Raw genomic sequence first — 22,337 nt, 5'->3', positions numbered from 1 at the left:
CCGATGCGCATTGCGTTCTTCGTCAATTCGGTTGAGAGCGAAACGCCCGGCTACACGACGACAACCTTGGGGCTGGCTGCAACCCAGCGCGGCCATTCTGTCGTCTATGTCGAACCCGGCGACTTCATACTGCGTCCGGACAACAGTCTGGCCGTCAATGTCGCGGTTCTGCCGGACGCTCCCTACAAGACGCCCGACAAACTGTATGCTGCCCTGAAGGATGCCGCGAAGCAGAAAAAGACGTTCGCGACGAACGACATAGACATCTTGTTTCTGCGCAACGACCCGTCGCTCGACGCCACCGATCGACCATGGGCCGCCAATGCCGGCATCATGTTCGGGCGGCTCGCGGCGGAACAGGGCGTCATTGTCGTCAACGATCCGGACGGTCTGGCACAGGCACAGAGCAAGCTCTACCTGCAGACCTTTCCCGAAGCGGTCAGGCCGGCGACCCTGATATCGCGCAGCATTGCCGAGATCCGCGCATTCATCGACAAGCACGCGAAGGGCTGCATCGTCAAACCGCTGCAAGGGTCGGGCGGCAAGAACGTCTTCCATATTGCGACGCCTGCCGATTCCAACCTCAACCAGATTTTCGAGGCCGCCAGTGGTGACGGCTATCTCATCGCGCAGGCCTACATCCCGGAGGCCAAGGCCGGTGACGTGCGGTTTTTCCTGATGAACGGCCTGCCGTTGATGCGCGACGGCAGTTACGCCGCCTTTCGCCGCGTCCCAGCCAAGGGCGATGTCCGCTCCAACATCCACGCCGCCGGAACCGCCCGCAAGGTCAGGGTAACGGACACGATGTTGCGCATTGCCGAGATGGTGCGCCCCAAACTGGTCGGCGACGGCATGTTTCTGGTTGGGCTCGACATCGTCGGCGACAAGCTTCTGGAAATCAATGTCTTTACGCCAGGCGGGCTGGCACGGCTCGCCGACATGTACAAGACGGATTTCGCCACGCGTGTCATCGTCGCGCTGGAGGAGAAGGCGACGCTGCGCCGAGCCTATGGAAAGACCGTGCCGAATTCACGGCTGGCGACGCTTTGATGATGCAGGCAAGCCGGACAGCGATTTCCTGGCCGGGCGCCATCCCATCCACGCGTCCGATTGCCAGCTCGCACCAAAGCTTCAAGGTATAAAAATCAGAAATACATAAGTAAAAAATATGACAATATGGACCATGCCGGTCAAGAACGTTGTTCTTTCGTTACTAAAACTTACGCCGCAGATGAAAAGTGCCAAGACCAAAAGCACTGCATCAGCAGCCGGAAGCCCCAGGGTCAATCCTCTTCCAGTCAGCAGGCTGGCGGCTGCGACTCCCGGTATTGTCAGGCCGATCGTGGCGCAAGCCGAACCCATCGCAACATTCAAGCCGCGCTGCAGCTCATTGTTGAGTGAAGCACGGATCGCCGAAATGGCCTCCGGCATCAAAACCAGTCCCGCGATCAATGCCCCGACAATACTGTCAGCCTGGGTCACCTGGTAGGCAACGAGCGCATCTTCGACACTTGCGGCGACTTGCTCGGCGAGCATGACAATTCCAATCAGCCCGATCATCAGGAGCAAAGCGCTGGCCGAGATGCTCTCGTGAGAGGCGGTTCGCGCCGAAACGTGGTGCGCTTGTCCTTCGATGAAGTCGTCCCGGTGCCGGACGGTCTGCGCGAACACGAAACTTGCATAAAGCAGCACTGAAAGGACGCTGACAAAACCAAGCTGAGCTGCTGAAAATGTGCCAGGGTCTGTGGTCAGGGTGTAGGTCGGCAGAACAAGCGTCATGACGGTCAGCGCGGCCAGGACCGCCAGATAGGCGCTTGTCCCCTGCCGAACGATCGCCTGCTTGCGATGACGCCAGCCGCCAAGCGCGAGGCACAAGCCGACAACGCCGGTGGATGTGATCATCACCGTCGAGAAGACGGACTCCCGTGCAAGCGTCGGATTGTTCTGTCCATGCAGCATCATGGAAACGATGATCGACACTTCGATTGCCGTTACGGCAAAAGTCAGCACCAACGTGCCGTACGGCTCCCCTACCTGCCGGGCCACCGCCTCGGCGTGGTCGAGCACCACGAAAATGGTGGTGAACATGATCGCGCTCGAAAGCGCTCCGACAAGGATCCTGATGCCCGACGAACCTTCATCCACCGACAGCCCGCTGGCTCTGACCGCGACGGCCATCGCCAAGGCGGCCAAGGGCAGCGCGTAGGAAGTCACCGATCGCCCGAAACCACTCATTCAAGCCCCCATGCGTTTCTGCGGACCATGCGGAAGCCTATGGGGAAGACCTCAGCCAATATCACTGCGACGTCGGCAAGCCCCATCGCCGGCGTACCATTCCTCTCAAACAACGTCACCCGCGGCTCCAGAAAATGCCGCGGGATCGCGGCGGTCCTAGCCCGGCGAGTTCGCCTTGACCACCTTCTGGCATTCCGGCGTCAGCTCACTCAAATGATCGTTCAGGCACTTGATGATGCGGCCGCCGCCCTGCTCCACGCCCGTGCAGAACTTTTCGTAGTCAGCCTTGCAGGCTTCGCGCTCGGCCGCCGTCTGCGCCATCGCCGCATTGGCTGTAAGTTGAGTTGCCAAGAAAAGCACGCTGAAAGCAATCCGCATGACAAATCCCTCCAAATTGGGTAAGTTCAACTCACTTTCATAACGACGCGATATATACTGAGAAGTTTGCAGAGGGGCAAAATGCTTTTCGTATCGCTTAGAATCGCGCCCGCGGCAGGTTTGTTTGCGGTTGTTGCGCTGATGTCCGCGTGCAGTCAGGAAAACGCCTACGTACCGCCGCCTCCTCCCAAGATAGATGTGGCGCTTCCGGTCAAGCAGACCGTGACCCCCTATCTCGAGGCCACAGGCAGCGCCGCGGCGGTGAATACGACGCCGCTGGTTGCTCGCGTTTCGGGCTTCATCCAGGAAATCGACTACAAGGACGGCGACGAGGTCAAGGCCGGCACAAGGCTGTTCCTGATCGAGCAGGCTTCCTACCAGCTGGCGCTCGAACAGGCGCAGGCCGGGCAGGGTTCGGCCGATGCCTCCGCCAAGCAGTCCGGAGCCGACCTCAAGCGGCAGCAGGAATTGCTGTCGCAGAAGATCATTTCGCAATCGACCCTTGATCAGTCCGCCGCCGCGGCAGACGTCGACATCGCCAAGCAGAAGCAGAGCGCGGTCGACGTCGAACAGGCCCAGCTCAATTTGAGCTACACCGAGGTCAAGGCGCCGTTTGCCGGCATCGTCGGCGCCCGTCAGGTGTCGATCGGGCAACTGGTCGGCGCCGGCAGCGCCACCACGCTCGCAACCATCGTTCAACTCGCGCCCATCAACGTCAACTTCAACGTCTCGGAGCAGGACGTGCTGCGCATCCGCGCCGCCATGGCGAAGCGGGGCATGACCAGCCAGGATCTCAAGAAGATACCGGTCGAAGTCGGTCTGCAGAACGAGACTGGCTACCCGCACAAGGGAATGCTGGACTACGCCGCTCCTGAAGTTACGGCCACCACCGGCACACTCGCAGTGCGTGCCGAACTGCCCAACGACGACCGGGCTTTGCTGCCGGGCTACTTCGTGCGCGTGCGCGTGCCGCTGGGCGAGGAGCCAGATATGCTGCTCGTTCCCGACCGCGCGATCGGAAGCGACCAGAGGGGCCGCTACCTGCTCGTCGCCGGCAAGGACGACGTCGTCGAGGAGCGTCCGGTGGAGATCGGCCAGCTTGTTGGAACCTTGCGCGTAATCAGCAAGGGCATCACGGCGGAGGACCGCGTCCTTGTCTCAGGCTTGCTGACGGCCGTGCCTGGCCAGAAGATCGAGCCGCAGGTGAAGACGCTGGAAGCGGCTCAAGCGGACGGCGCCGCGCAATGATCTCCAAATTCTTCATCGAGCGGCCGGTCCTGGCCAATGCAATCGCCATCCTCATGGTCGTCATTGGCCTGATCTCGCTCTACGGCCTGCCGGTGGCGCAATATCCCAACGTGGTGCCGCCCACCGTTTCGGTGACCACCCGCTACCCCGGCGCCAGCGCGCGCTCGGTGATCGACACAGTGGCGCTGCCGATCGAGCAGCAGGTCAACGGTGTCGAAGGCATGCTCTACATGCAGTCGTTCGCTGCGTCGGATGGCAGCTACAATCTGACCGTCACGTTCGAGATCGGCACGGACCTTGACCAGGCGCAGGTGCTTGTTCAGAACCGCGTGTCCACCGCGCTCGCATCCCTGCCGCAGGCGGTGCAGGTGCAGGGCGTCAACGTCCAGAAGAAGTCGACCTCCATCCTCGAGATCGTCACGCTAACGTCGCCGGACAAGCAGTATGACAGCCTCTACCTCGCCAACTACGCCACCATCCGGCTGAAGGACGAGCTCTCCCGCATACCGGGCGTCGGCAATGTGAACGTGTTCGGCGCCGGGCAGTACTCGATGCGCGTCTGGCTCGACCCTGAAAAGATGGAGGTTCGCGGGCTTACCACGCAAGACGTCGTCCAGGCGCTGCAGCAGCAAAGCGAGCAAGTCACCGCGGGCCAGGTCGGCGCGCCGCCGGCGCCCGACGGACAGTCCTTCCAGTACACGATCGAAGTGTCCAGCCGCCTCGACGACCCCGATCAGTTCGGCGCGGTGATCGTCAAGACCGGCGCCAATGGCGACATGACGCGCGTGCGCGACGTCGGCCGGGTCGAGCTCGGCGCCCAGACTTACGGTCAGTTCTTCAATCTCGACGGCCAGCAGGCGGCTGGTCTGGCCATCTTCCTGTCGCCCGGCGCCAATGCGCTCGACGTGGCAGGCAAGGTCGAGGCGAGGATGAAGGAATTGTCGGGCGAGTTCCCGCAAGGGCTTGCCTATTCGATCCCGTTCAACACCACGATCTTCGTCAGCCAGGCGATCGATGAGGTCTACAAGACGCTGCTCGAAGCCGCATTGCTGGTGCTCGTCGTCATCCTCCTCTTCCTGCAGGATTGGCGCGCGATGCTGGTGCCGGCAACGACCGTGCCGGTGACCATCATCGGGGCCTTCGCGGCGATGCTCGCCCTCGGCTTTACTGTCAACCTGTCGACGCTGTTCGCCATCGTGCTCGCCATCGGCATCGTCGTTGACGACGCTATTGTCGTGGTCGAGGGAGCCGCACACAATATGGAGCGCGGCATGTCGGGCCACGATGCCGCGGTCGCAGCCATGAATGCGCTGTTCGGGCCGATCATCGGCATCACGCTGGTGCTGATGGCGGTGTTCCTGCCCGCTGCATTCCTGCCCGGCCTGACAGGGCAGATGTATGCGCAATTCGCCCTGGTGATTGCGGCAACGGCCCTGATCAGCGCCGTCAACGCAGCAACGCTGAAGCCCACGCAATGCGCGACCTGGCTGCGGCAGCCGGTGCCGCCGGACCAGCGCAATGCCTTCTTCCGCGGCTTCAACGCCGTCTACCAGCGCGCGGAGAACGGCTACGCCCGCCTGATCGGAGCGATGGTGCGCCACAGCACGGTGATGGGCGTCATCGCGCTCATCATCATCGGCGCGGCTGGTTACGGCATGTCGCGCGTCGCCACAGGCTTCATTCCGATCGAGGACCAGGGCTACCTGCTCGCCTCGGTGCAGCTGCCCGACGGCGCGTCGCTCGGCCGTACGCAGGATACGCTGCAACAGATTTCGACCATCGCCAAGGCCACGCCGGGCGTCGATCAGGTTGTGACGATCGCCGGCCTCTCGGCCCTCGACAACAACTCGACCCTAGCCAATGCCGGCGTCGCCTACATCATCCTCAAGGACTGGAGCGTGCGCGGCAAAGGCGAGGATCTCGCGTCGCTCTATGCGACGCTCAACAAAAGCCTGTCGGACATGGCGGACGGGAATGTGCTGGTGCTGCCGCCGCCGCCGATCCAGGGCATCGGCAACGCTGCCGGCTTCACCATGCAGGTCGAGCTGCGTGACGGCAGCTTCGACCTTGCCAAGCTGCAGAGCGCGACGAGCGCGCTGGTCAGGGCCGCCGAGACGCAGTCGGGCATCCAGCGCGTGTCGGCAACGTTCCGGTCCAACGTCCCGCAATACCAGGTCGAGTTCGACCGCGAAAAGATACAGATGCTCGGGCTGACCACCGACCAGGTGTTCCAGACGCTCGCCGGCTATCTCGGCTCAACCTATGTCAGCCAGTTCAACAAGTTCGGGCGGGTGTTCCAGATCTACGTGCAGGGCGATGCACAATTCCGCCTGACGCCCGACGACATCGGTCGTCTGACCGTGCGTAACCAGAACGGCGACATGATCCCGCTCGGCACGGTGCTGACCATCACCCCAAGCGTCGGTCCCTCGCTGATCAGCCTCTACAATCTTTATCCCTCGGCATCGATCCTTGGCGTGCAGGCACAGGGCTTCTCGTCGGGCGACGCGATCAAGCTGATGGAGGCGGCCGCGGCCGACACGCTGCCGCCCGGCACCGGCTTCGACTGGACGGCGCTCTCCTTCCAGGAAAAGCTCGTCGGCAGCCAGATCTATCTGGTGTTCGGCATGGCGCTGCTTTTGGTCTATCTGGTGCTGGCAGGCCAGTATGAGAGCTGGCTGGCGCCGATCTCGATCTTGCTGGCCGCACCGCTGTCGCTGGTCGGCCCGGTGCTGGTGCTTACCGGTCTCGGCATCGACAACAATCTCTATGTGCAGATCGGCCTGATCCTGCTGATCGCGCTGTCGGCCAAGAACGCCATCCTGATCGTCGAGGTGGCGCGCGAGTTGCGCGCCGCCGGCAGGCCGATCGTCGATGCGGCGATCGAGGCGGCGCGAGCGCGCTTCCGCCCCATCCTGATGACGTCGTTCGCCTTCATCCTCGGCGTGGCGCCGCTGGTGTTTGCGACGGGCGCCGGGGCCAGCGCACGCAAGTCGATCGGCATCACGGTGTTTTCCGGCATGATCGCCTCGACCTGCCTCGCCGTTCTCTTCGTGCCTGCCTTCTTCGTCATCCTGCAGCGATTTGAGGAATGGCGCGCCGCGCGCAAAGGGAAGCGTATCGCGCTTCCCAGCTAAGGCAGTATGGTCTCAGTCCTCTCGGCGAGGGACGCACCGGCATTCAGCGCGACGACAAATCGAAGCGTCTCCGCCTGCTCAAGCCGTCTTCTGCGTCACCAGTCCCAGCTCTTGCACCATCGCTTCGCGCATCAGGAACTTCTGCGGCTTGCCGGTCACCGTCATCGGCAGTTCGGTGCGGAAGCGGATGTAGCGCGGGATCTTGTAGTGGGCAATCTGGCCGGTGCAGAAGGCCTTGATCTCCTGCTCGGTGGCGGTCTGGCCGGGCCTGAGCACGATCCAGGCGCATAGCTCCTCGCCATATTTCGGATCGGGAATGCCGAACACCTGGACTTCCTTGACCTTGGGGTGGCGATAGAGGAATTCCTCGACCTCGCGCGGATAGACGTTCTCACCGCCGCGGATGACCATGTCCTTGACCCGGCCGACGATGTTGCAATAGCCCTCGGCGTCGATGGTAGCGAGGTCGCCTGTGTGCATCCAGCCATCGGCGTCGATCGCCTCGCGGGTCTTCTCCTGGTCGTCCCAATAGCCCTTCATCACCGAATAGCCGCGCGTACACAGCTCGCCCGGCTCGCCGACCGCGACAGTGGCGCCCTCGGCATCGATGGCCTTGACCTCGACGTGGGGATGGATACGGCCGACCGTCGAGACGCGTTTTTCCAGCGGATCGTCAACGCCGCTCTGGAAGGACACCGGGCTTGTCTCGGTCATGCCGTAGGCGATGGTCACCTCCGACATGTGCATCAGCGACACCACCTTCTTCATCACCTCGATCGGGCACGGCGAGCCGGCCATGATGCCGGTGCGCAGGCTGGTGAGGTCGAATGAGCCAAAATCCGGATGGTCGAGCAGGCCGACGAACATGGTCGGCACACCGTAGAGGCCGGTGCAGCGTTCCTGCGCCACCGCCTTGAGCGTTGCGCCGGCGTCGAAGCCTTCGCCGGGGAACACCATGGTGGCGCCCTTGGTGACGCAGCCTATCGTGCCCATCGACATGCCGAAGCAATGATAGAGCGGCACCGGGATGCAGAGCCGGTCGTCAACGGTGAGCTTGATCGCCGATGTGACGAAATTGCCGTTGTTGACGATGTTGTTGTGGGTCAGCGTCGCGCCCTTCGGCGCGCCGGTCGTGCCGGAGGTGAACTGGATGTTGATGGCTTCTCCAGGCTTCAGCCCCTCGGAGATGCGGTCGAGGCTGTCATGCTCGTCGCGTCCGGCCATCGCCAGGACATCACCGAAATTGTACATGCCGGGCGAATTGTCCTCGCCCATGCGGATGACAATCTTCAGCGCCGGCAGTTTTTTCGCCTTGAGCTTGCCGGGTGTCGCCGTCGCGATCTCCGGCGCCAGCGTCTCGATCATGCCGAGATAGTCTGAGGTCTTGAATTTGACGGCGGTGACCAGAGCCTTGCAGCTGACCTTGTTCAGGGCATATTCCAGCTCGGTCAGCCGGTAGGCCGGGTTGATGTTGACCAGGATCAGGCCGATGCGCGCGGTGGCAAACTGCGTCACCAGCCATTCCCAGCGGTTGGGCGACCAGATGCCGACGCGCTCGCCCTTTTCCAGGCCGAGCGCCAGCAGACCTGCCGCAAGCGCATCCACCGTGTCCGACAATTCGCTCCAGGTGAAGCGCTTGTCCTGGTCGACGAAGACGGCGGCATCGAGCGTGCCGTATTTGCTGACCGTATCGGAAAACAGCGCCGGGATCGTCTTGTTGAGCAGCGGCACGGTGCGCTCGCCCGACACATGCGCCCTGCCGTCGATCGGCGCGACGAAGGTGCCACCCTTGCCCGGGCCGCGCAGATTGGTGGCGTTGTTCAGCTCGTCGAGTTTGATCGCCATCGCCGCCTCCTCCGCAAGACATGCCGAACCTATCAGCCCGGCGGGGTGGTGGAAATCCCGTCGATGGTAGTGAAGCTCGATCCCTTCCCTCGAGGGGATTGCCCCGTAGCTATGCGATTACGGAAGCCATCTTCGTTGCAATGTCTCGCAGCACCGCCTCATCGGCGGCCGCGCGGCTCTCCCTCGACGCGACAAGGCAAGCCTGAGACCGCAGGACGACGCCATCTGTCAGCACCTTGAGATGGTTGGCGCGCAGCGTCGAGCCGGTGGTGGTGATGTCGACGATGACATCGGCCGAGCCGGCCGCCGGCGCGCCTTCGGTGGCGCCGAGGCTTTCGACGATGCGATAGACCTGGATGCCGTGCTTTTGCGAAAAGAACTGCTGCGTCAGCCGCCAGTATTTGGTGGCGATGCGCAGCCGCCTGCCATGGCGCTGGCGGAAATCGGCGGCAACATCGTCGAGATCGGCCATGGTGTCGACGTCGAGCCAGATGTCGGGCACCGCCACCACGACATCGGCATTGCCGAAACCGAGGCGGGCGACGATTTCGGCACGCGCCTCCCAGTCGGCAAGATTCTCGCGCAACAGATCCTCGCCGGTGATGCCGAGGTCGACCGAGCCCTGCCCGATCTCGCCGGCAATTTCCGATGCCGACAGGAAGGCCACCTCGATGCTGTCCATGCCTTCGATGCGGGCACGATATTTGCGCTCGTCACCCGGCAGGCTGACGGCAAGCCCGGCCTTGGCCAGCACTTCCAGCGCCTGCTCCTTGAGCCGGCCCTTCGACGGCAGCGCCAACGTGATCATGACGCCGTCTCCCGCAGCGCCTCGATGCGGTCGAGCCAGACGGAAAAACCAACGCCTGGGATCGGCGTCCTGGCGCCGAGCAGCGTCAGCAGGCGGTCATAGCGGCCGCCGCCGGCCAGCGGCCGCTCGCCGTTTTCCACCGCGATCTCGAAGACCAAGCCGGTGTAATAATCGAGCGGGCGGCCGAAGGCTGCGTCGTAGTGAATTGTCGCGGTCGGAAGGCCATGCGCTTCGATCGCCTTGCCGCGGGCGGCGAAATTGTCGAGTGCCGCGCCCAGCGACAGGCCAGCGCTTGCCGCGAAGGCCTCGAGCGCCTGGGCCGCACTGCCAAGCGGCACGTCTATCGCCAGAAATGTCTTCAGCGCCGAGAACGCTTCGTTGGAGAGCCGCACGCTGCGCAGCTCGGCCTTCTCGATCAGGCGGCGCGCGATATCGGACGGCGAACGACCGGCCGATGCCGACAGACCGGCTTCCTCCATACCGCCGGCGATATGCGCGGAAAGTCCGTCCAGATCGCCATCGAGGACAAGGGCCGCGACCGAGCCGGAAAGCTGGCCGTTGCGCGGCGGGTTGGCGAGGTCGGCCAATGCGGCCTCCAGCATCGGTGCCGAACCGAAGGCGCGGGCAAGCCGCATGCGCCAGCCGCGCGGCAGGCCGAGGGCGGCGAGCACCGCCTCGAAAATGGTCTGGTCGCCGAGCGTGACGTTCAGCGTCTTGCCGGGCAGCGCCAGCGACAGCAGCGCATGCGCATCGGCCAGCGAACGGGCGTCGGCTTGCGGCGTGTCGCGATCGCCCAAATCCTCTATGCCGGCCTGGAAGAACTCGTTGCCGCCCTCGCGGCGCTGGCGAAACACCTCGCCGAGATAGGAATAACGGCGCGGCGTGCCGGCCTGGCTGGCGATATGGTCGAGGCAGACGGGAATGGTGAATTCCGGCCGCAGGCACAGCGTCTTGCCGGTCTCGCTCTCGGTGAGAAAGATGCGGCGGCGCAGGTCTTCGCCTGCCATATCGAGGAACGGATCGGCCGGCTGCAGCACGGCGACTTCGACGGCGTGTGTGTCGCGGGCGGCGAAGAGCTTTGCGATGTCGGCGGCGATGGCGGGGCGGGAGGTCATAAGGCACCACCTTCCCTTCTCCCCTTGTGGGAGAAGGTGGATCGGCGCGCAGCGCCGAGACGGATGAGGGGTGGGCGACGGAGTGCTAAGGCCGGCGCTCTACGGCGCCCCCCTCTGTCCTGCCGGACATCTCCCCCACGAGGGGGGAGATCGGCAGTTGCTCCGAAGGCGCTTCTTCTCAAAGGCTGGCGATTGGCGAAAACAAAAGCGAAGTCCGATCTCCCCCCAAGTGGGGGAGATGTCCGGCAGGACAGAGGGGGGCGCGACAGAACGCGACCTCTACTTCCCACGTGCCCGCTCCTCGGCCTGCGCCGCGAGTATTTTCCTGACCTCGCCAACCAACGCACTTTCCGCCACCGTCACCTGCGCCGGCCGTGCCGCGCGCCATTCGGCGTTGTCGGAAATCTCGGCCGACATCCTGGCGCCCTCGATCAAATCCTTGATCTGCACCTCGCCTTTGGCACGCTCATCGCCGCCCTGGATGATGGCGACCGGGCTGCCGCGGCGGTCGGCATATTTCAGCTGCGCCTTCATGCCGGCGCCGCCGAGATACATTTCCGAGCGGATGCCGGCGGCGCGCAGGTCGGCGACCATCTTCTGGTAGCGGCCAAGGCTTTCGGTGTCCTTATCCATCACCAACACCACGACTGGTGCGATCACGTCCGACATGTCGAGCTTGCCGAGGTTCTTCAGTGCCGTCATCAGCCGCGAGACGCCGATGGAAAAACCCGTCGCCGGCACCGGCTCGCCACGGAAGCGCGAGACCAGCCCATCATAGCGGCCGCCGCCGCCGACCGAGCCGAAGCGCACGATCTGGCCGTCCTCGTTGGGGATTTCGGCCAGAAGTTCGGCCTCGAAGACGGGGCCGGTATAGTATTCGAGGCCACGCACGACAGAGCGGTCCATGGCAATGCGATCTTCGCCGTATCCCGCTGCCCTGACCAAGGCTTCAATCGTCGAGAGTTCGCTGACACCTTCCTGGTAAGTCGCGTTCGCACTGACGTTGGAATCCTGGCGGGCCTGTTCATTCTTCGCCGTTGCAAGAAGAACAGCCTCGGCTTGCACGTCATTCAGCCCGGCGCCCTTGGCGAAGTCGCCTTCGCCTTCCTTGCCCCCGTCCCAGCGCCCCGGCCCAAGCAAAAGTTTCACGCCTTCCGGGCCAAGCTTGTCGAGCTTGTCGATCGCCCGCAGCACGGTCAGCCGGCGCCCGGCATTCTCCTCACCACCGAGACCAATCGCCTCCAGCACGCCGTCGAGCACCTTGCGGTTGTTGACGCGGATGACATAGTCGCCGCGCGCAATACCCAGCGCTTCCATCACGTCGGCCATCATCATCGCCATCTCGGCATCCGCCGCGACACCCGGCGTGCCGATCGTGTCGGCGTCGAATTGCATGAACTGGCGGAAACGGCCGGGGCCGGGCTTTTCGTTGCGGAACACCCAGCCGGAGCGATAGCTGCGATAAGGCTTCGGCAGCTTTTCATAATTTTCAGCGACGAAACGAGCCGTCGGCGCGGTCAGGTCGTAGCGCAGCGACAGCCACTGGTCGTCGTCGTCCTGGAAGGAGAACACGCCTTCGTTCGGCCGGTCCTGGTCGGGCAGGAATTTGCCCAGCGCGTCGGTGTATTCGATCAGCGGCTGGTCGACAGGCTCGAAACCATAAAGCTCGTAGACCGAGCGGATCGTCGCCATCATCTTCTCGACGGCGCGGATATCGTCGGCGTTGCGGTCGGCAAAGCCACGCGGCAGCCGCGCTTTCGTCTTTTCCGATTTGTCGGCCATGGGATGGATACTCGGTGTTTCGTGGCGTTGCCCGGTAGGAAATTTCCTATTTCCGCGGCGCGCGTGTCCTAACCGATGCAGCCCGGAGCGGCAAGGGTTTGCGGCTTTGCTGAAACAAACTGCGCCAAAAGGAAACAATTCCGCCATGGGTGCGGCATCGTGCCGACACAATCAGAGCCGATAAGCACGCCGAAACAAGGGGTTCGGGCCATGACCACGGCAGGAAAGTTCGACATCGAACACAGCGGCGTCCGCGAACTGCCGGCGCGGCTGCGGCCTGCGGGCAGCAATGCAGCCGTTACGACGAGCCAGATGGCAGGTCCGTTCGAGATCAGTGCCGACGAGCGCAAGGGCTCGACGGTGCGCGATGCGCTGATGACCGGCCTGCTGGTGATCTATCCGGCCTTCGCCGCGCTGGCGGCGATCGTCGCCGGCCTGTTCCTGACCGGCGCCAGCGGCGTGTGATTGCTGCTCATTTCGGCCGCTTGAACTTCTTTCGCTCCGCTTCGACCTCCTTGCGGCAGACGCAGCCTTCGAGGTGGTCGTTGACCAGGCCCATCGCCTGCATGAAGGCGTAGACGGTGGTCGGGCCGACGAAGCTCCAGCCACGCTTTTTCAATTCCTTTGAAATCCTGACAGAAACCGCCGTCGTCGGATTGGCGCGCAGATGGGCGAGGTCGACGATCTCGGGCCGTTCTTCCGGGCCCGGCTCGAATTTCCAGAACCAGGCGGCGAGCGAGCCGAATTCGTCGGCCATTTCGCGGGCGCGCTTGGCGTTGTTGATGGTCGAGACGATCTTGCCCTGATGGCGGATGATGCCGGCATTGCCGAGCAGGCGCTCGACATCCTTGTCGCTAAAGGCGGCAACCTTGTCGAATTCGAAATTGGCAAAAGCCTCGCGAAAGTTCTCGCGCTTGCGCAGGATGGTCAGCCAGGACAGGCCCGACTGAAACCCTTCGAGGCAGATCTTTTCGAACAGCCTGCGGTCGTCGGCCACCGGCCGGCCCCATTCATGATCATGGTAATGCAGATAGTCAGGCAGATTGCCGTGCCAGAAGCAGCGTGAGATGCCATCGGGCCCGGCGAGAAGGCCGGTATCTTCGTTTGCCATCACAAGAAATCCATTCGTTAATGCGTCTTTGCGCTGATTTTACCGCGGCTTTACCAGATTCCTGAACTGGCCGGTAACCACACCAAAAGGTTTACTGACAAAGCGGCATTTTACGCATTCCGATTCATGTTTCGGTTGCCGCTTCGCGCCAAGGTCCTGGGAACCGGGGGCACTTTCCCCCGCGTGTCAGACGATCAAGGTGCGTTCCGATGAAGATCCTTTTGTGTTCCGTGCTCGGCGCCACGGCCGTTCTTGCCGCCGGCGTCACGTCCTCTTATGCGGATGACCGCTATGCCGACCGGCCGCCGGTGATGGTGAGCCCCGACCTTTCGGCGCCCTGGGTGCTGCAGCTTGGCCGCGCGCCGGGCATCGTGCGGCAGAACCGGCAGGTCGTGCAGCCGCAGCGCATGCGCTACGCACAGCCGGCACAACCCGACCAGGTGCGGACGGCAGCCGTGCAGGCGCCGGCCAAGCGCTTGGTGAAGCGGCCGCAGATCAACCCAATCTACCTGCCGCAGGAAGTCGCCTATGACGGGCCACAGAAGCCGGGCACGATCGTCATCGATACAACACAGAATTTCCTCTATCTGGTCGAGAAGAACGGCAAGGCGCGGCGCTATGGCGTCGGCACCGGCAAACCCGGCTTCGAATGGTCGGGCACGCACAAGATCACCAACAAGCGCGTCTGGCCGGACTGGCGCCCGCCGGCGGTGATGATCAAACGCGAGGCCGCCAAGGGCCGCTATCTGCCGACCTATCTCGCCGGCGGCGAAGAGAACCCGCTCGGCGCGCGCGCGCTCTATCTCGGCACCACGGAATACCGCATCCACGGCACCAACCAGCCATGGACGATCGGCGGCGCGGTGTCGTCGGGCTGCATCCGCATGCGCAACGAGGACGTTGTCGACCTTTACGAGCGGGTGAATGTCGGAACGACGGTGGTGGTGATATAGTGACTGCGAATCAGCCGGTTAGGCAGCGCTGAGTCGTTTTTGGCGTGGCTGTTGCCCTCAAGCCATAGCGCGCTTTTGGGAGACGTGCTTAGACTGGCAAAGAGTTAACGGGGGACGGGCCGTGTGGGGATGCGGCCAGTCACGAAAGGGCAGCGCGGGAAACCGCGCTGCCCTTTCGCTTTTTGTGACCAAAGCGCGTCGCGCTTTGAGTCTTTGTCTTTGATGCATGTCGTTTTCCCAAAACCGCTGAGCACTTTTGGGCGACATGCATTAAGGTCGCCCCGGGGGCAGAGCGTTTCGTTTTCGGGGGCTGATTTGCCGGCCGTGCTCTGCTATTGCAGGGCACAATTCGCCGAGCCAAGATCCCCGCTCCAAAAGGTCCCAGCCATGTCCCGCCTCGATGACAGCCGCTATCTCAAGGGCGGACCGGTTGCCCAGCGTATCATCGCCGCGGTGCGCGAGGATGCCGCGATCGCCAGATCCGAAGGTTTTCCGCCCAAGCTAGTTTCGATCACCGTTGGCGACACGGCGGCGGTCGACGTCTATGTGCGTAACCAGCGCGCCAAGGCGGAACTGGCCGGCATCGGTTTCGAGGAACGGCGCTTTGCCGCCGACATCACCGCCGGTGAATTGGAAGCAGCTATCCATGGCCTGAATGCCGATCCCAGAGTCACCGGCATCATCATCCAGCGGCCGGTGCCGGCGCATATCCCGATCAAGACGCTGCAGGCGGCGGTGCATCCGCTGAAGGACGTCGAAGGCATGCATCCGGCCTCGATCGGCAACATCGTCTACAACCAGCTCGATCTGGCGCCCTGCACGGCGGCGGCCTCGGTCGAATTGCTGAAGGAAACCGGCCTCGACCTCAAGGGGCTCGAAGTGGTCATCGTCGGGCACTCCGAGATCGTCGGCAAGCCGATCGCCTTCTTGCTGATGAGTGAGGGCGCGACGGTGACGGTGTGCCATCACATGACGCGCTCGGTGGCGGCGCATGCGCGGCGCGCCGATGCGCTGTTCGTCGCCGTCGGCAAGCCGCGACTGATCAAGGCCGACATGGTCAAGCCCGGCGCGGCCGTCATCGACATCGGCATCAATTCGGAGATCGGACCCGACGGCCAAAGCCGCATCGTCGGCGACGTCGACACCGACAGCGTCAAGGACGTGGCGTCCTGGATCACGCCGGTGCCGGGCGGCGTCGGCCCGATCACCGTGGCGATCCTGCTGCGCAACACCATGGTGGCGCTCAACCGCCAGCGCGCGCTCTACAACGCGACTTACGGCGTGGCGGACAAGCTCGCGGCGGAATAGACCCGCAATCGAGCAGCCGGGTACGCCGTCACTCGGCAGCGACAAGCCTTTCTTCCGCAATGCCTTCCGGCTTCGGTCCGCCATAGGCCCAGTCGAGCAGTTTTATCGTGTGCACCACCGGCAGCTTCGCGGCGGACGCGATCTGGGTGATGCAGCCGATATTGCCAGTGGCGACGATTTGCGCACCCGTCGCCTCGATATTCCTTACCTTGCGGTCGCGCAGTTTTGCCGAGATCTCGGATTGCAGGATGTTGTAGGTGCCGGCCGAGCCGCAGCACAGATGCCCCTCGCGCGGCTCGCGCACGACGAAGCCGGCCTTGGTCAGCAGTTCCTTCGGTTGACGGGTGATCTTCTGACCGTGCTGCATCGAGCATGCGGAGTGATAGGCGACGACGGTGCCAGGCTTGCGCACGGGCTCGGGCAGGTCGAGGCTTGCCAGATATTCGGTGATGTCCTTGGCCAGCGCCGAGACGCGTGCTGACTTCTCCGCATAGGCCGGATCGAGGCGTAGCATGAAGCCGTAATCCTTGATGGTGGTGCCGCAGCCCGATGCAGTGATGATGATGGCATCGAGCCCGCCCTGGTCGATGGCGCGCGTCCAGGCATCGACATTTCGTCTCGCCGAGGCAAGGGCCGCCTGCTCGCGGCCCATATGATGCACCAGGGCGCCGCAACAGCCCTCGCCCTCCGGCACCACCACCTCGACACCCAGCCGCGTAAGTAGAGAGATCGTCGTGTCGTTGATGGCGGGGTCGAGCACCGATTGCGCGCAGCCGGTAAGGATGGCGACACGGCCCTTTTTTGTCCCCTGCCCGGCATGGATGGCCGGAGACGCCATCGGCGACGCGGTGGGGATCGAGGCCGGAGCGAGCTTGAGCATGGCGCCCAGCGGCTTCAGTGCCGGGATCTTTTCGAACAGGCCGACAAAGGGTTTTCCCAGCTTCGCCAGTTTCAGCGCAGCGCGAAAACGCGCGGGATAGGGCAGCACGAAGGCCAGCATGGCGCGGGTCAGCCGATCAAGCAGCGGGCGCCTGTAGGTTTCCTGGATATGCGCCCGGGCATGATCGACCAGATGCATGTAGTTGACGCCCGACGGGCAGGTGGTCATGCAGGCCAAACAGGACAGGCAGCGGTCGATATGGGTGACGATCTGCTTGTCGGCCGGACGACCGTCCTCCAGCATGTCCTTGATCAGGTAGATCCGCCCGCGCGGCGAATCCAGTTCGTTGCCCAATGTCACATAGGTCGGGCAGGTGGCGGTGCAGAAGCCGCAATGCACGCATTTGCGCAGGATCTTCTCCGATTCCGCCACATCGGGATCGGCAAGCTGGGCAGCTGAGAAATTGGTCTGCACCTAGAAGATCCTATTGTCCGAGGAGCCAGCTTTCAGGGTTCTTGACCGGCTCGCCGCGCTGCAGGGCCTGAATGCCCAGAATGCAGCGGGCGATGAACCAGACGGCGACCGCGAACATCAGCAGGAAGCCGATCGCCACAAAGATCAGCACCATCGAGATCAGCGCGTAAAGCAGGCCGATCCAGAAGGTGCGGATCAGGAATGTGTAGTGGCTCTCGACGAAGCCGCCGGCCTTGCCACGATTGATGTAGGCCAGCACGATGCCGACAAGGCCGGTGATGCCGATGACGAGGCCGGCGAGATAGAGAATGTAGATGACCAGGGCGTTGGTCGCGCCCGGCTCCAGCCAGCGGTCGGTCTGGCGCGGTGTGTTCTGGCCTTGATTGGTGTTGCTCATGGTGCTGCTCCCTCCGTTGTCGGGTTCAGAGTAGCAGAGCCTGAGCCTGGCGCCATGCGGCCGGGGTTGAGGATCGCTTTGGGGTCGAATTCGGCCTTGAGGCGCGCCGACAGGGCCGCGAGGTGCGGGGCCTGCGGCTCGAACACCGGCACCGCGGCGCGATGCGAGAGAGCGGCACGCACCAGCGTCGCGTGTCCGCCGCCATGCTTGCGGATCAGCCCGCGCAGCAGGCTCGCCTCGGGATCCCCCGCCTCCATGCGCAGCCAGATCAGCCCGCCCTGCCAGTCGTAGAAGGCGCTGACTCCCGCCTGCATGCGCAGCGTCAGCACCATCTGGTGCGCCTGCGACGGCGCCATCGAGACGCGCCAGACCGGCTTTTCCGTGCCATCGGCGAAGGGCGCGCAATCGCGGACATCGCGCCAGATGGTCTTCGACGCCTCGCCGGCAATCTCCTGCAGCGGGCCGGCCTTGCCGAGCAACAGCTTCAGCGCGGCGATGCGGTAGGCGACCGACGGGCCGAACCCCTCGACGCGCAGCAGCGTCGCGGCATCACTGCCAAGCGTGCTTCCGGCAACGCGCGCGGCGACGCGTTCGGGCAGATGTGCGGCACTCGACACTTCGGCGCTAGAGCCGAGCGCCAGTGCCATGGCGGCGGTCGCGGCATCGTCGAGCAGGCCGCGAATGGCTAAAGTCACCTCGGTCTCGGCAGCCGGCAGCACCTTGAAGGTGACGTCGCTGAGCACAGCCAGCGTGCCCCAGCTGTTGGCCATCAGCTTGGAAAGGTCATAGCCGGTGACATTCTTGACCACGCGGCCGCCGGACTTGAAGGCCTCGCCGCGCCCGGCAACCGCGCTGATGCCGAGGATATGATCGCGCGCCGCCCCCGCCTTCAGCCGGCGCGGGCCGGAAAGGTTCGCGGCGAGTACACCGCCGATGGTGCCCTTTCCAGGCGCGGCGCCGAGCAGCGGGCCGTAGTCCATCGGCTCGAAGGCCAGCTGCTGACCGTTTTGCGCCAGCAGTTGCTCGATCTCGGCAAGCGGCGTGCCGGCTCTGGCCGACAGCACCAGTTCGGCCGGCTCATAGAGCGTGACGCCGGTGAGCTTCGACAGGTCGAGCGTGTGCTCGCTCTGCAGCGGTCGGCCGATGCCGCGCTTGGAGCCATGGCCGAGGATTTCCAGCGGCGCGTCTTCAGCCGCCGCCCATTGGACGGTGGAAAGGGTTTCGTCTGCGGTGGCGGGGGTGAAGGTGGTCATGGCCGCACCTTGTTCCTCGCCCCCGCAAAGCGGGGGAGAGGAGATAGGCCGCGTTCCTTCGCGCCCCCCTCTGTCCTGCCGGACATCTCCCCCTCAAGGGGGGAGATTGGCGGCTTCAACGCCTCGCCTTTCTGGCAACGCTGGAGATTGGCGAAGGCCAAGGCGACATCCGATCTCCCCCTTTGGGGGGGAGATGTCCTGCAGGACAGAGGGGGGTGTTCAAGCGCCAACACTCAAAACCTCGGAATATCCGGAAACGCCACCTGCCCGCGATGCACGTGCATGCGCCCCAGTTCGGCGCAGCGGCGCAGCTGGGGAAATACCTTGCCGGGGTTGAGCAGATGGTTGGGATCGAAGGCGCATTTGACGCGCATTTGCTGGTCGAGGTCGATCTGGTTGAACATTTCCGGCATCAGGTCGCGTTTCTCGACGCCGACGCCGTGCTCGCCGGTCAGCACGCCGCCGACCTTCACGCAGAGCCGCAAGATGTCGGCGCCGAAACTTTCGGCCTTGTCGAGCTCGCCCGGCACGTTGGCATCGTAGAGGATCAGCGGGTGCAGATTGCCGTCGCCGGCGTGGAAGACGTTGGCGACGCCGAGCCCGTATTTTTCGGAGAGTTCGCGCATGCCGGCGAGCACGCGCGGCAGTTCCTTGCGTGGGATGGTGCCGTCCATGCAGTAATAGTCGGGCGAGATGCGGCCGACCGCGGGAAACGCCGCCTTGCGACCGGCCCAGAAGCTCAGCCGCTCCTGCTCCGATTGCGAGATGCGGCAGGTGGTCGAACCGTTCCGATAGGCGATGGCCTCGACGAGACCGATCAGGTGGTCGACCTCGACACCCGGCCCGTCGAGCTCGACGATCAGCAGCGCCTCGACATCGAGCGGATAGCCGGCATGGACGAAATCTTCCGCCGCGTGGATCGCCGGGCGGTCCATCATCTCCATGCCGCCGGGGATGATGCCGGCCCCGATGATGTCGGCGACGCACTGGCCGCCCTGCTCGCTGGTCGGGAAGCCGATCAAAAGCGCGCGCGCCGTCTCCGGTTTCTTCAGGATGCGCACGGTGACCTCGGTGACGACACCGAGCAGGCCTTCGGAACCAGTCATGACGCCGAGCAGGTCGTAGCCTTCAGTGTCCAGATGCCTGCCGCCGAGCCGCACCACTTCGCCATTCATCAGCACCATCTCGATGCCCAGCACATTGTTGGCGGTGAGGCCGTATTTCAGGCAATGCACGCCGCCGGAATTCTCCGCGACGTTGCCGCCGATCGAGCAGGCGATCTGGGAGGATGGATCGGGGGCGTAGTAAAAGCCCTCCTGCTCGACGGCGGTGGTGATGCCGAGGTTGGTGACGCCCGGCTGGGCAACGACGGCGCGGTTCGGAAAATCGATCTCGAGGATGCGGTTGAAGCGGCTCATGACCAAAAGCACCGCGTCTTCGAGCGGCAGCGCGCCGCCGGACAGCGAGGTGCCGGACCCACGCGGCACGACGCGGATGTTGCGGTCGTTGCAGTATTTCAGCACGCGCGAGACCTGCGCCACCGTTTCCGGCAGCACGACGACCAGCGGCAGTTGCCGGTAGGCTGTCAGGCCGTCGCTCTCGAAGGCGCGCATGGAGTTCTCGGCATCGACGACGCCCTCGCCCGGCACGATGATGCGCATGTCGGCGACGATCTCGTCGCGCCGGCGCATCGTGGCATCGTCTGGCTTCGGCATGGCCAGGCCGGACATCAGCAGCCTCCATCGCTTGACTGGTAAAAATCTTTTACCAGCTGGAGGCAACTGTTGCAAACCCTGCTTCGGTCAAAATCGAAGGCCGGCCACGGAACAGCCTTCCGCAGCGGCAATCTGCCGCTGCGCGCCGATCACATCCGTACCAAGGTTCGGCTGGCCTATTCGCCCGGATGTTTCGCCGGCTCGGAGTGCATGCGCCGCACGCGGCGCACGCCCCACCAGACAAGCAGCACGGCAACCGGCACCGAGGCAGCGGTGACGATCTCGGGCGCGAAGACGTGACCGAAGATCGAGGCGCCCTTGGCCAGATAGGAGACGAGGCCGACGACATAGTAGGAGACGGCGGCGACCGACAACCCTTCCACAGTCTGCTGCAGGCGCAATTGCAGGCGGGCGCGGTTGTTCATCGACGCCAGCAGGTCACGGTTCTGCTTCTCGACCTCGACGTCGACCCAGGTGCGCAGCAGCGTCGTGGCGCGGGTGAGCTTGCGCGACAGATTAGCCTGGCGCTCCTCGACAGAACGGCAGGTGCGCATGGCCGGCGCGACGCGCCGCTGCAGGAAGCCGCGCCAGGTGTCGTAGCCAGGCACTGCCTCTTCCTCCAGCGCCTCCAGCCGCTCGACGACGATGCCGTCATAGGCGCGGCTGGCGCCGAAGCGGTAGAGGCTGGAGGCGGCATCGGCTTCGAGCTCCGCGGCAAGCTCGGTCAGGTCGGCGAGCAGCGTCTGGCTGTCGCGCGTCTCGGTGACCTTCATTTCCAGCGTGGTCTGCGCCAGCCTGTCCTCGATGCGGCGGGCGCGGCCGGACAGCGTCAAGGCCAGCGGCAGGCCGAGCATGGCCAGCGTCCTGTAGGTCTCGATGTCGATCAGCCGCTGCGACAGCGCGCCCGTCCGCGCCGGCGTCAGGCCGCGATCGAGCACTAGGATGCGGGTCAGGCCGTCGCCGTCCTGGCGGAAGTCGGTGATGATGGCGGCATTGCCGCGCTCGACCAGCGAATAGCAGAGACTGGTCGGGTCGAAGCCGGCGATCAACCTCTCGCTCGCCTGCGTCCATTTGCGGATTTCGAGCCTGATTCCGGAAATGACCGTTCCCGGCGGTGAAAACGCGTTGCCGAACGGAGAGTCCTCCTGGGCCCTGCCGCTGTCGGAAAGCGGCCCCTCCCACAGATAGGTCGAGAATTCCGTATGCCGTTCCCAGCGCAGCGTGCCCTTGCCCCACTTCATGGCATGGTGGCGGGCTTGACGGTCAGGCGCGGCGATGCCGAGGCGCCGTGACAGTTCGGAGAGCACGGCCATGTCGACGCCGGAGCCGCCCTCGGTCATGAAGGCAAGTTGCACCAGCACGCGCGGCTTCTCGATCAGCGGATGCGGCCGGGCATGCACCTCGCCGAGCGCGCCCGGCCGTCCCTCATGCGCCGGGAAACCCATGACGCTGCCCCGGGCACGCGGCTGGAATTCGAGTTTGGACGTCTCGTCCGACACGGCTGGTCCCCCTGTTTTCGACCCTTCGTGCAATGGTGTCCTCTTGCGGCAATCGGCCTAGCACGTAAACAGCAAAGTTTAGCAACGGCCGATATGCGGGCGCGACCCGGGAACCGATCAGATCGGCGAATTGGATAAATAATTTGACCAGTTGGCGACACTGGCTTTAATCTGCGCGGCACCGGCAAGATTTCCCAGG

General features: G+C 64.0%; 18 protein-coding genes. 6 read left to right on the top strand and 12 right to left on the bottom strand.

The annotated features are described in order from the left end of the window. Positions 1-3: 3 nt before the first annotated feature. Positions 4-1,050 carry a glutathione synthetase gene (locus A6B35_RS09480; RefSeq protein ID WP_065518178.1) on the top strand — a complete coding sequence of 349 codons (1,047 nt, stop codon included), beginning with the start codon at positions 4-6 and terminating at the stop codon, positions 1,048-1,050. 81 nt (positions 1,051-1,131) lie between these two features. Here A6B35_RS09480 and A6B35_RS09475 read toward each other — a convergent pair whose 3' ends face one another. Beyond that, positions 1,132-2,235: a calcium:cation antiporter gene (locus A6B35_RS09475; RefSeq protein WP_040583321.1), complete on the bottom strand. Its 1,104-nt coding sequence runs from the start codon at positions 2,233-2,235 to the stop codon at positions 1,132-1,134. Positions 2,236-2,391: 156 nt separating this feature from the next. Further along, the gene (locus tag A6B35_RS09470; RefSeq protein WP_006204016.1) at positions 2,392-2,613 is read right to left on the bottom strand and encodes a cysteine rich repeat-containing protein; all 222 of its coding nucleotides are present in this window, start codon (positions 2,611-2,613) and stop codon (positions 2,392-2,394) included. Between the two features lie 81 nt (positions 2,614-2,694). Between A6B35_RS09470 and A6B35_RS09465 the strand changes: the two genes are divergently transcribed. Then, on the top strand, positions 2,695-3,861 hold the full coding sequence (locus tag A6B35_RS09465; RefSeq protein ID WP_006204017.1) for an efflux RND transporter periplasmic adaptor subunit: 1,167 nt from the start codon (positions 2,695-2,697) through the stop codon (positions 3,859-3,861). After that, positions 3,858-6,998, top strand: a complete 3,141-nt coding sequence (locus A6B35_RS09460; RefSeq protein ID WP_006204018.1) for an efflux RND transporter permease subunit — start codon at positions 3,858-3,860, stop codon at positions 6,996-6,998. The genes A6B35_RS09465 and A6B35_RS09460 overlap by 4 nt, the downstream gene beginning before the upstream one ends. A gap of 78 nt (positions 6,999-7,076) precedes the next feature. Here A6B35_RS09460 and A6B35_RS09455 read toward each other — a convergent pair whose 3' ends face one another. The 4 genes from A6B35_RS09455 to hisS all read right to left on the bottom strand — a co-directional run bounded on the left by A6B35_RS09455 (position 7,077) and on the right by hisS (position 12,548). Next, positions 7,077-8,843 (bottom strand): AMP-binding protein, encoded by a 1,767-nt coding sequence (locus tag A6B35_RS09455; protein WP_006204019.1) that lies wholly within the window; start codon positions 8,841-8,843, stop codon positions 7,077-7,079. A gap of 109 nt (positions 8,844-8,952) precedes the next feature. Next, positions 8,953-9,651, bottom strand: coding sequence for an ATP phosphoribosyltransferase (gene hisG / locus A6B35_RS09450; RefSeq protein ID WP_006204020.1), 699 nt, complete (start codon positions 9,649-9,651; stop codon positions 8,953-8,955). Then, positions 9,648-10,766, bottom strand: a complete 1,119-nt coding sequence (locus A6B35_RS09445; RefSeq protein ID WP_006204021.1) for an ATP phosphoribosyltransferase regulatory subunit — start codon at positions 10,764-10,766, stop codon at positions 9,648-9,650. Before A6B35_RS09445 ends, hisG begins: the two co-directional genes overlap by 4 nt. A gap of 279 nt (positions 10,767-11,045) precedes the next feature. Further along, complete coding sequence (gene hisS / locus A6B35_RS09440; protein ID WP_006204022.1) at positions 11,046-12,548, bottom strand: histidine--tRNA ligase; 1,503 nt, start codon at positions 12,546-12,548, stop codon at positions 11,046-11,048. A 210-nt stretch (positions 12,549-12,758) separates the two neighbouring features. Here hisS and A6B35_RS09435 point away from each other — a divergent pair, with 210 nt between their 5' ends. Next, positions 12,759-13,013: a hypothetical protein gene (locus A6B35_RS09435; RefSeq protein WP_006204023.1), complete on the top strand. Its 255-nt coding sequence runs from the start codon at positions 12,759-12,761 to the stop codon at positions 13,011-13,013. Between the two features lie 7 nt (positions 13,014-13,020). On the opposite strand, the gene A6B35_RS09430 is transcribed toward A6B35_RS09435, so the two are convergent. After that, positions 13,021-13,659, bottom strand: a complete 639-nt coding sequence (locus A6B35_RS09430; RefSeq protein ID WP_006204024.1) for a DNA-3-methyladenine glycosylase I — start codon at positions 13,657-13,659, stop codon at positions 13,021-13,023. Positions 13,660-13,868: 209 nt separating this feature from the next. Here A6B35_RS09430 and A6B35_RS09425 point away from each other — a divergent pair, with 209 nt between their 5' ends. Beyond that, complete coding sequence (locus A6B35_RS09425) at positions 13,869-14,612, top strand: L,D-transpeptidase (RefSeq protein WP_006204025.1); 744 nt, start codon at positions 13,869-13,871, stop codon at positions 14,610-14,612. Positions 14,613-14,999: 387 nt separating this feature from the next. Beyond that, the gene (locus tag A6B35_RS09420) at positions 15,000-15,920 is read left to right on the top strand and encodes a bifunctional 5,10-methylenetetrahydrofolate dehydrogenase/5,10-methenyltetrahydrofolate cyclohydrolase (protein ID WP_006204026.1); all 921 of its coding nucleotides are present in this window, start codon (positions 15,000-15,002) and stop codon (positions 15,918-15,920) included. Positions 15,921-15,948: 28 nt separating this feature from the next. Here A6B35_RS09420 and glcF read toward each other — a convergent pair whose 3' ends face one another. The 5 genes from glcF to A6B35_RS09390 form a co-directional block, all read right to left on the bottom strand. Further along, positions 15,949-17,274, bottom strand: coding sequence for a glycolate oxidase subunit GlcF (gene glcF / locus A6B35_RS09415; RefSeq protein ID WP_006204027.1), 1,326 nt, complete (start codon positions 17,272-17,274; stop codon positions 15,949-15,951). A 10-nt stretch (positions 17,275-17,284) separates the two neighbouring features. Continuing rightward, positions 17,285-17,671, bottom strand: coding sequence for a DUF4870 family protein (locus tag A6B35_RS09410; RefSeq protein WP_006204028.1), 387 nt, complete (start codon positions 17,669-17,671; stop codon positions 17,285-17,287). After that, a complete protein-coding gene (locus tag A6B35_RS09405; protein ID WP_006204029.1) occupies positions 17,668-18,924 on the bottom strand; it encodes an FAD-binding protein in 1,257 nt (418 codons plus the stop codon). The genes A6B35_RS09410 and A6B35_RS09405 overlap by 4 nt, the downstream gene beginning before the upstream one ends. Positions 18,925-19,157: 233 nt before the next feature. Next, positions 19,158-20,654 carry an FAD-linked oxidase C-terminal domain-containing protein gene (locus tag A6B35_RS09395; RefSeq protein WP_006204031.1) on the bottom strand — a complete coding sequence of 499 codons (1,497 nt, stop codon included), beginning with the start codon at positions 20,652-20,654 and terminating at the stop codon, positions 19,158-19,160. A 161-nt stretch (positions 20,655-20,815) separates the two neighbouring features. Then, positions 20,816-22,138 (bottom strand): DUF3422 family protein, encoded by a 1,323-nt coding sequence (locus tag A6B35_RS09390; RefSeq protein ID WP_065518176.1) that lies wholly within the window; start codon positions 22,136-22,138, stop codon positions 20,816-20,818. Positions 22,139-22,337: the final 199 nt, after the last annotated feature.

The sequence above is a fragment of the Mesorhizobium amorphae CCNWGS0123 genome, assembly GCF_001686985.1.
In the GTDB taxonomy this organism is placed as follows: Bacteria; Pseudomonadota; Alphaproteobacteria; order Rhizobiales; family Rhizobiaceae; genus Mesorhizobium; species Mesorhizobium amorphae.
Note: the sequence above shows the minus strand (reverse complement) of the source record. Positions and strands in the feature narration are given on the sequence as shown.

Excerpts from the sequence above, each read along its gene's own strand:
- A6B35_RS09480 (WP_065518178.1), top strand. The coding sequence starts at position 4 with ATGCGCATTGCGTTCTTCGTCAATTCGGTTGAGAGCGAAACGCCCGGC.
- A6B35_RS09475 (WP_040583321.1), bottom strand. The coding sequence starts at position 2,235 with ATGAGTGGTTTCGGGCGATCGGTGACTTCCTACGCGCTGCCCTTGGCC.
- A6B35_RS09470 (WP_006204016.1), bottom strand. The coding sequence starts at position 2,613 with ATGCGGATTGCTTTCAGCGTGCTTTTCTTGGCAACTCAACTTACAGCC.
- A6B35_RS09465 (WP_006204017.1), top strand. The coding sequence starts at position 2,695 with ATGCTTTTCGTATCGCTTAGAATCGCGCCCGCGGCAGGTTTGTTTGCG.
- A6B35_RS09460 (WP_006204018.1), top strand. The coding sequence starts at position 3,858 with ATGATCTCCAAATTCTTCATCGAGCGGCCGGTCCTGGCCAATGCAATC.
- A6B35_RS09455 (WP_006204019.1), bottom strand. The coding sequence starts at position 8,843 with ATGGCGATCAAACTCGACGAGCTGAACAACGCCACCAATCTGCGCGGC.
- hisG (WP_006204020.1), bottom strand. The coding sequence starts at position 9,651 with ATGATCACGTTGGCGCTGCCGTCGAAGGGCCGGCTCAAGGAGCAGGCG.
- A6B35_RS09445 (WP_006204021.1), bottom strand. The coding sequence starts at position 10,766 with ATGACCTCCCGCCCCGCCATCGCCGCCGACATCGCAAAGCTCTTCGCC.
- hisS (WP_006204022.1), bottom strand. The coding sequence starts at position 12,548 with ATGGCCGACAAATCGGAAAAGACGAAAGCGCGGCTGCCGCGTGGCTTT.
- A6B35_RS09435 (WP_006204023.1), top strand. The coding sequence starts at position 12,759 with ATGACCACGGCAGGAAAGTTCGACATCGAACACAGCGGCGTCCGCGAA.
- A6B35_RS09430 (WP_006204024.1), bottom strand. The coding sequence starts at position 13,659 with ATGGCAAACGAAGATACCGGCCTTCTCGCCGGGCCCGATGGCATCTCA.
- A6B35_RS09425 (WP_006204025.1), top strand. The coding sequence starts at position 13,869 with ATGAAGATCCTTTTGTGTTCCGTGCTCGGCGCCACGGCCGTTCTTGCC.
- A6B35_RS09420 (WP_006204026.1), top strand. The coding sequence starts at position 15,000 with ATGTCCCGCCTCGATGACAGCCGCTATCTCAAGGGCGGACCGGTTGCC.
- A6B35_RS09410 (WP_006204028.1), bottom strand. The coding sequence starts at position 17,671 with ATGAGCAACACCAATCAAGGCCAGAACACACCGCGCCAGACCGACCGC.
- A6B35_RS09405 (WP_006204029.1), bottom strand. The coding sequence starts at position 18,924 with ATGACCACCTTCACCCCCGCCACCGCAGACGAAACCCTTTCCACCGTC.
- A6B35_RS09395 (WP_006204031.1), bottom strand. The coding sequence starts at position 20,654 with ATGTCCGGCCTGGCCATGCCGAAGCCAGACGATGCCACGATGCGCCGG.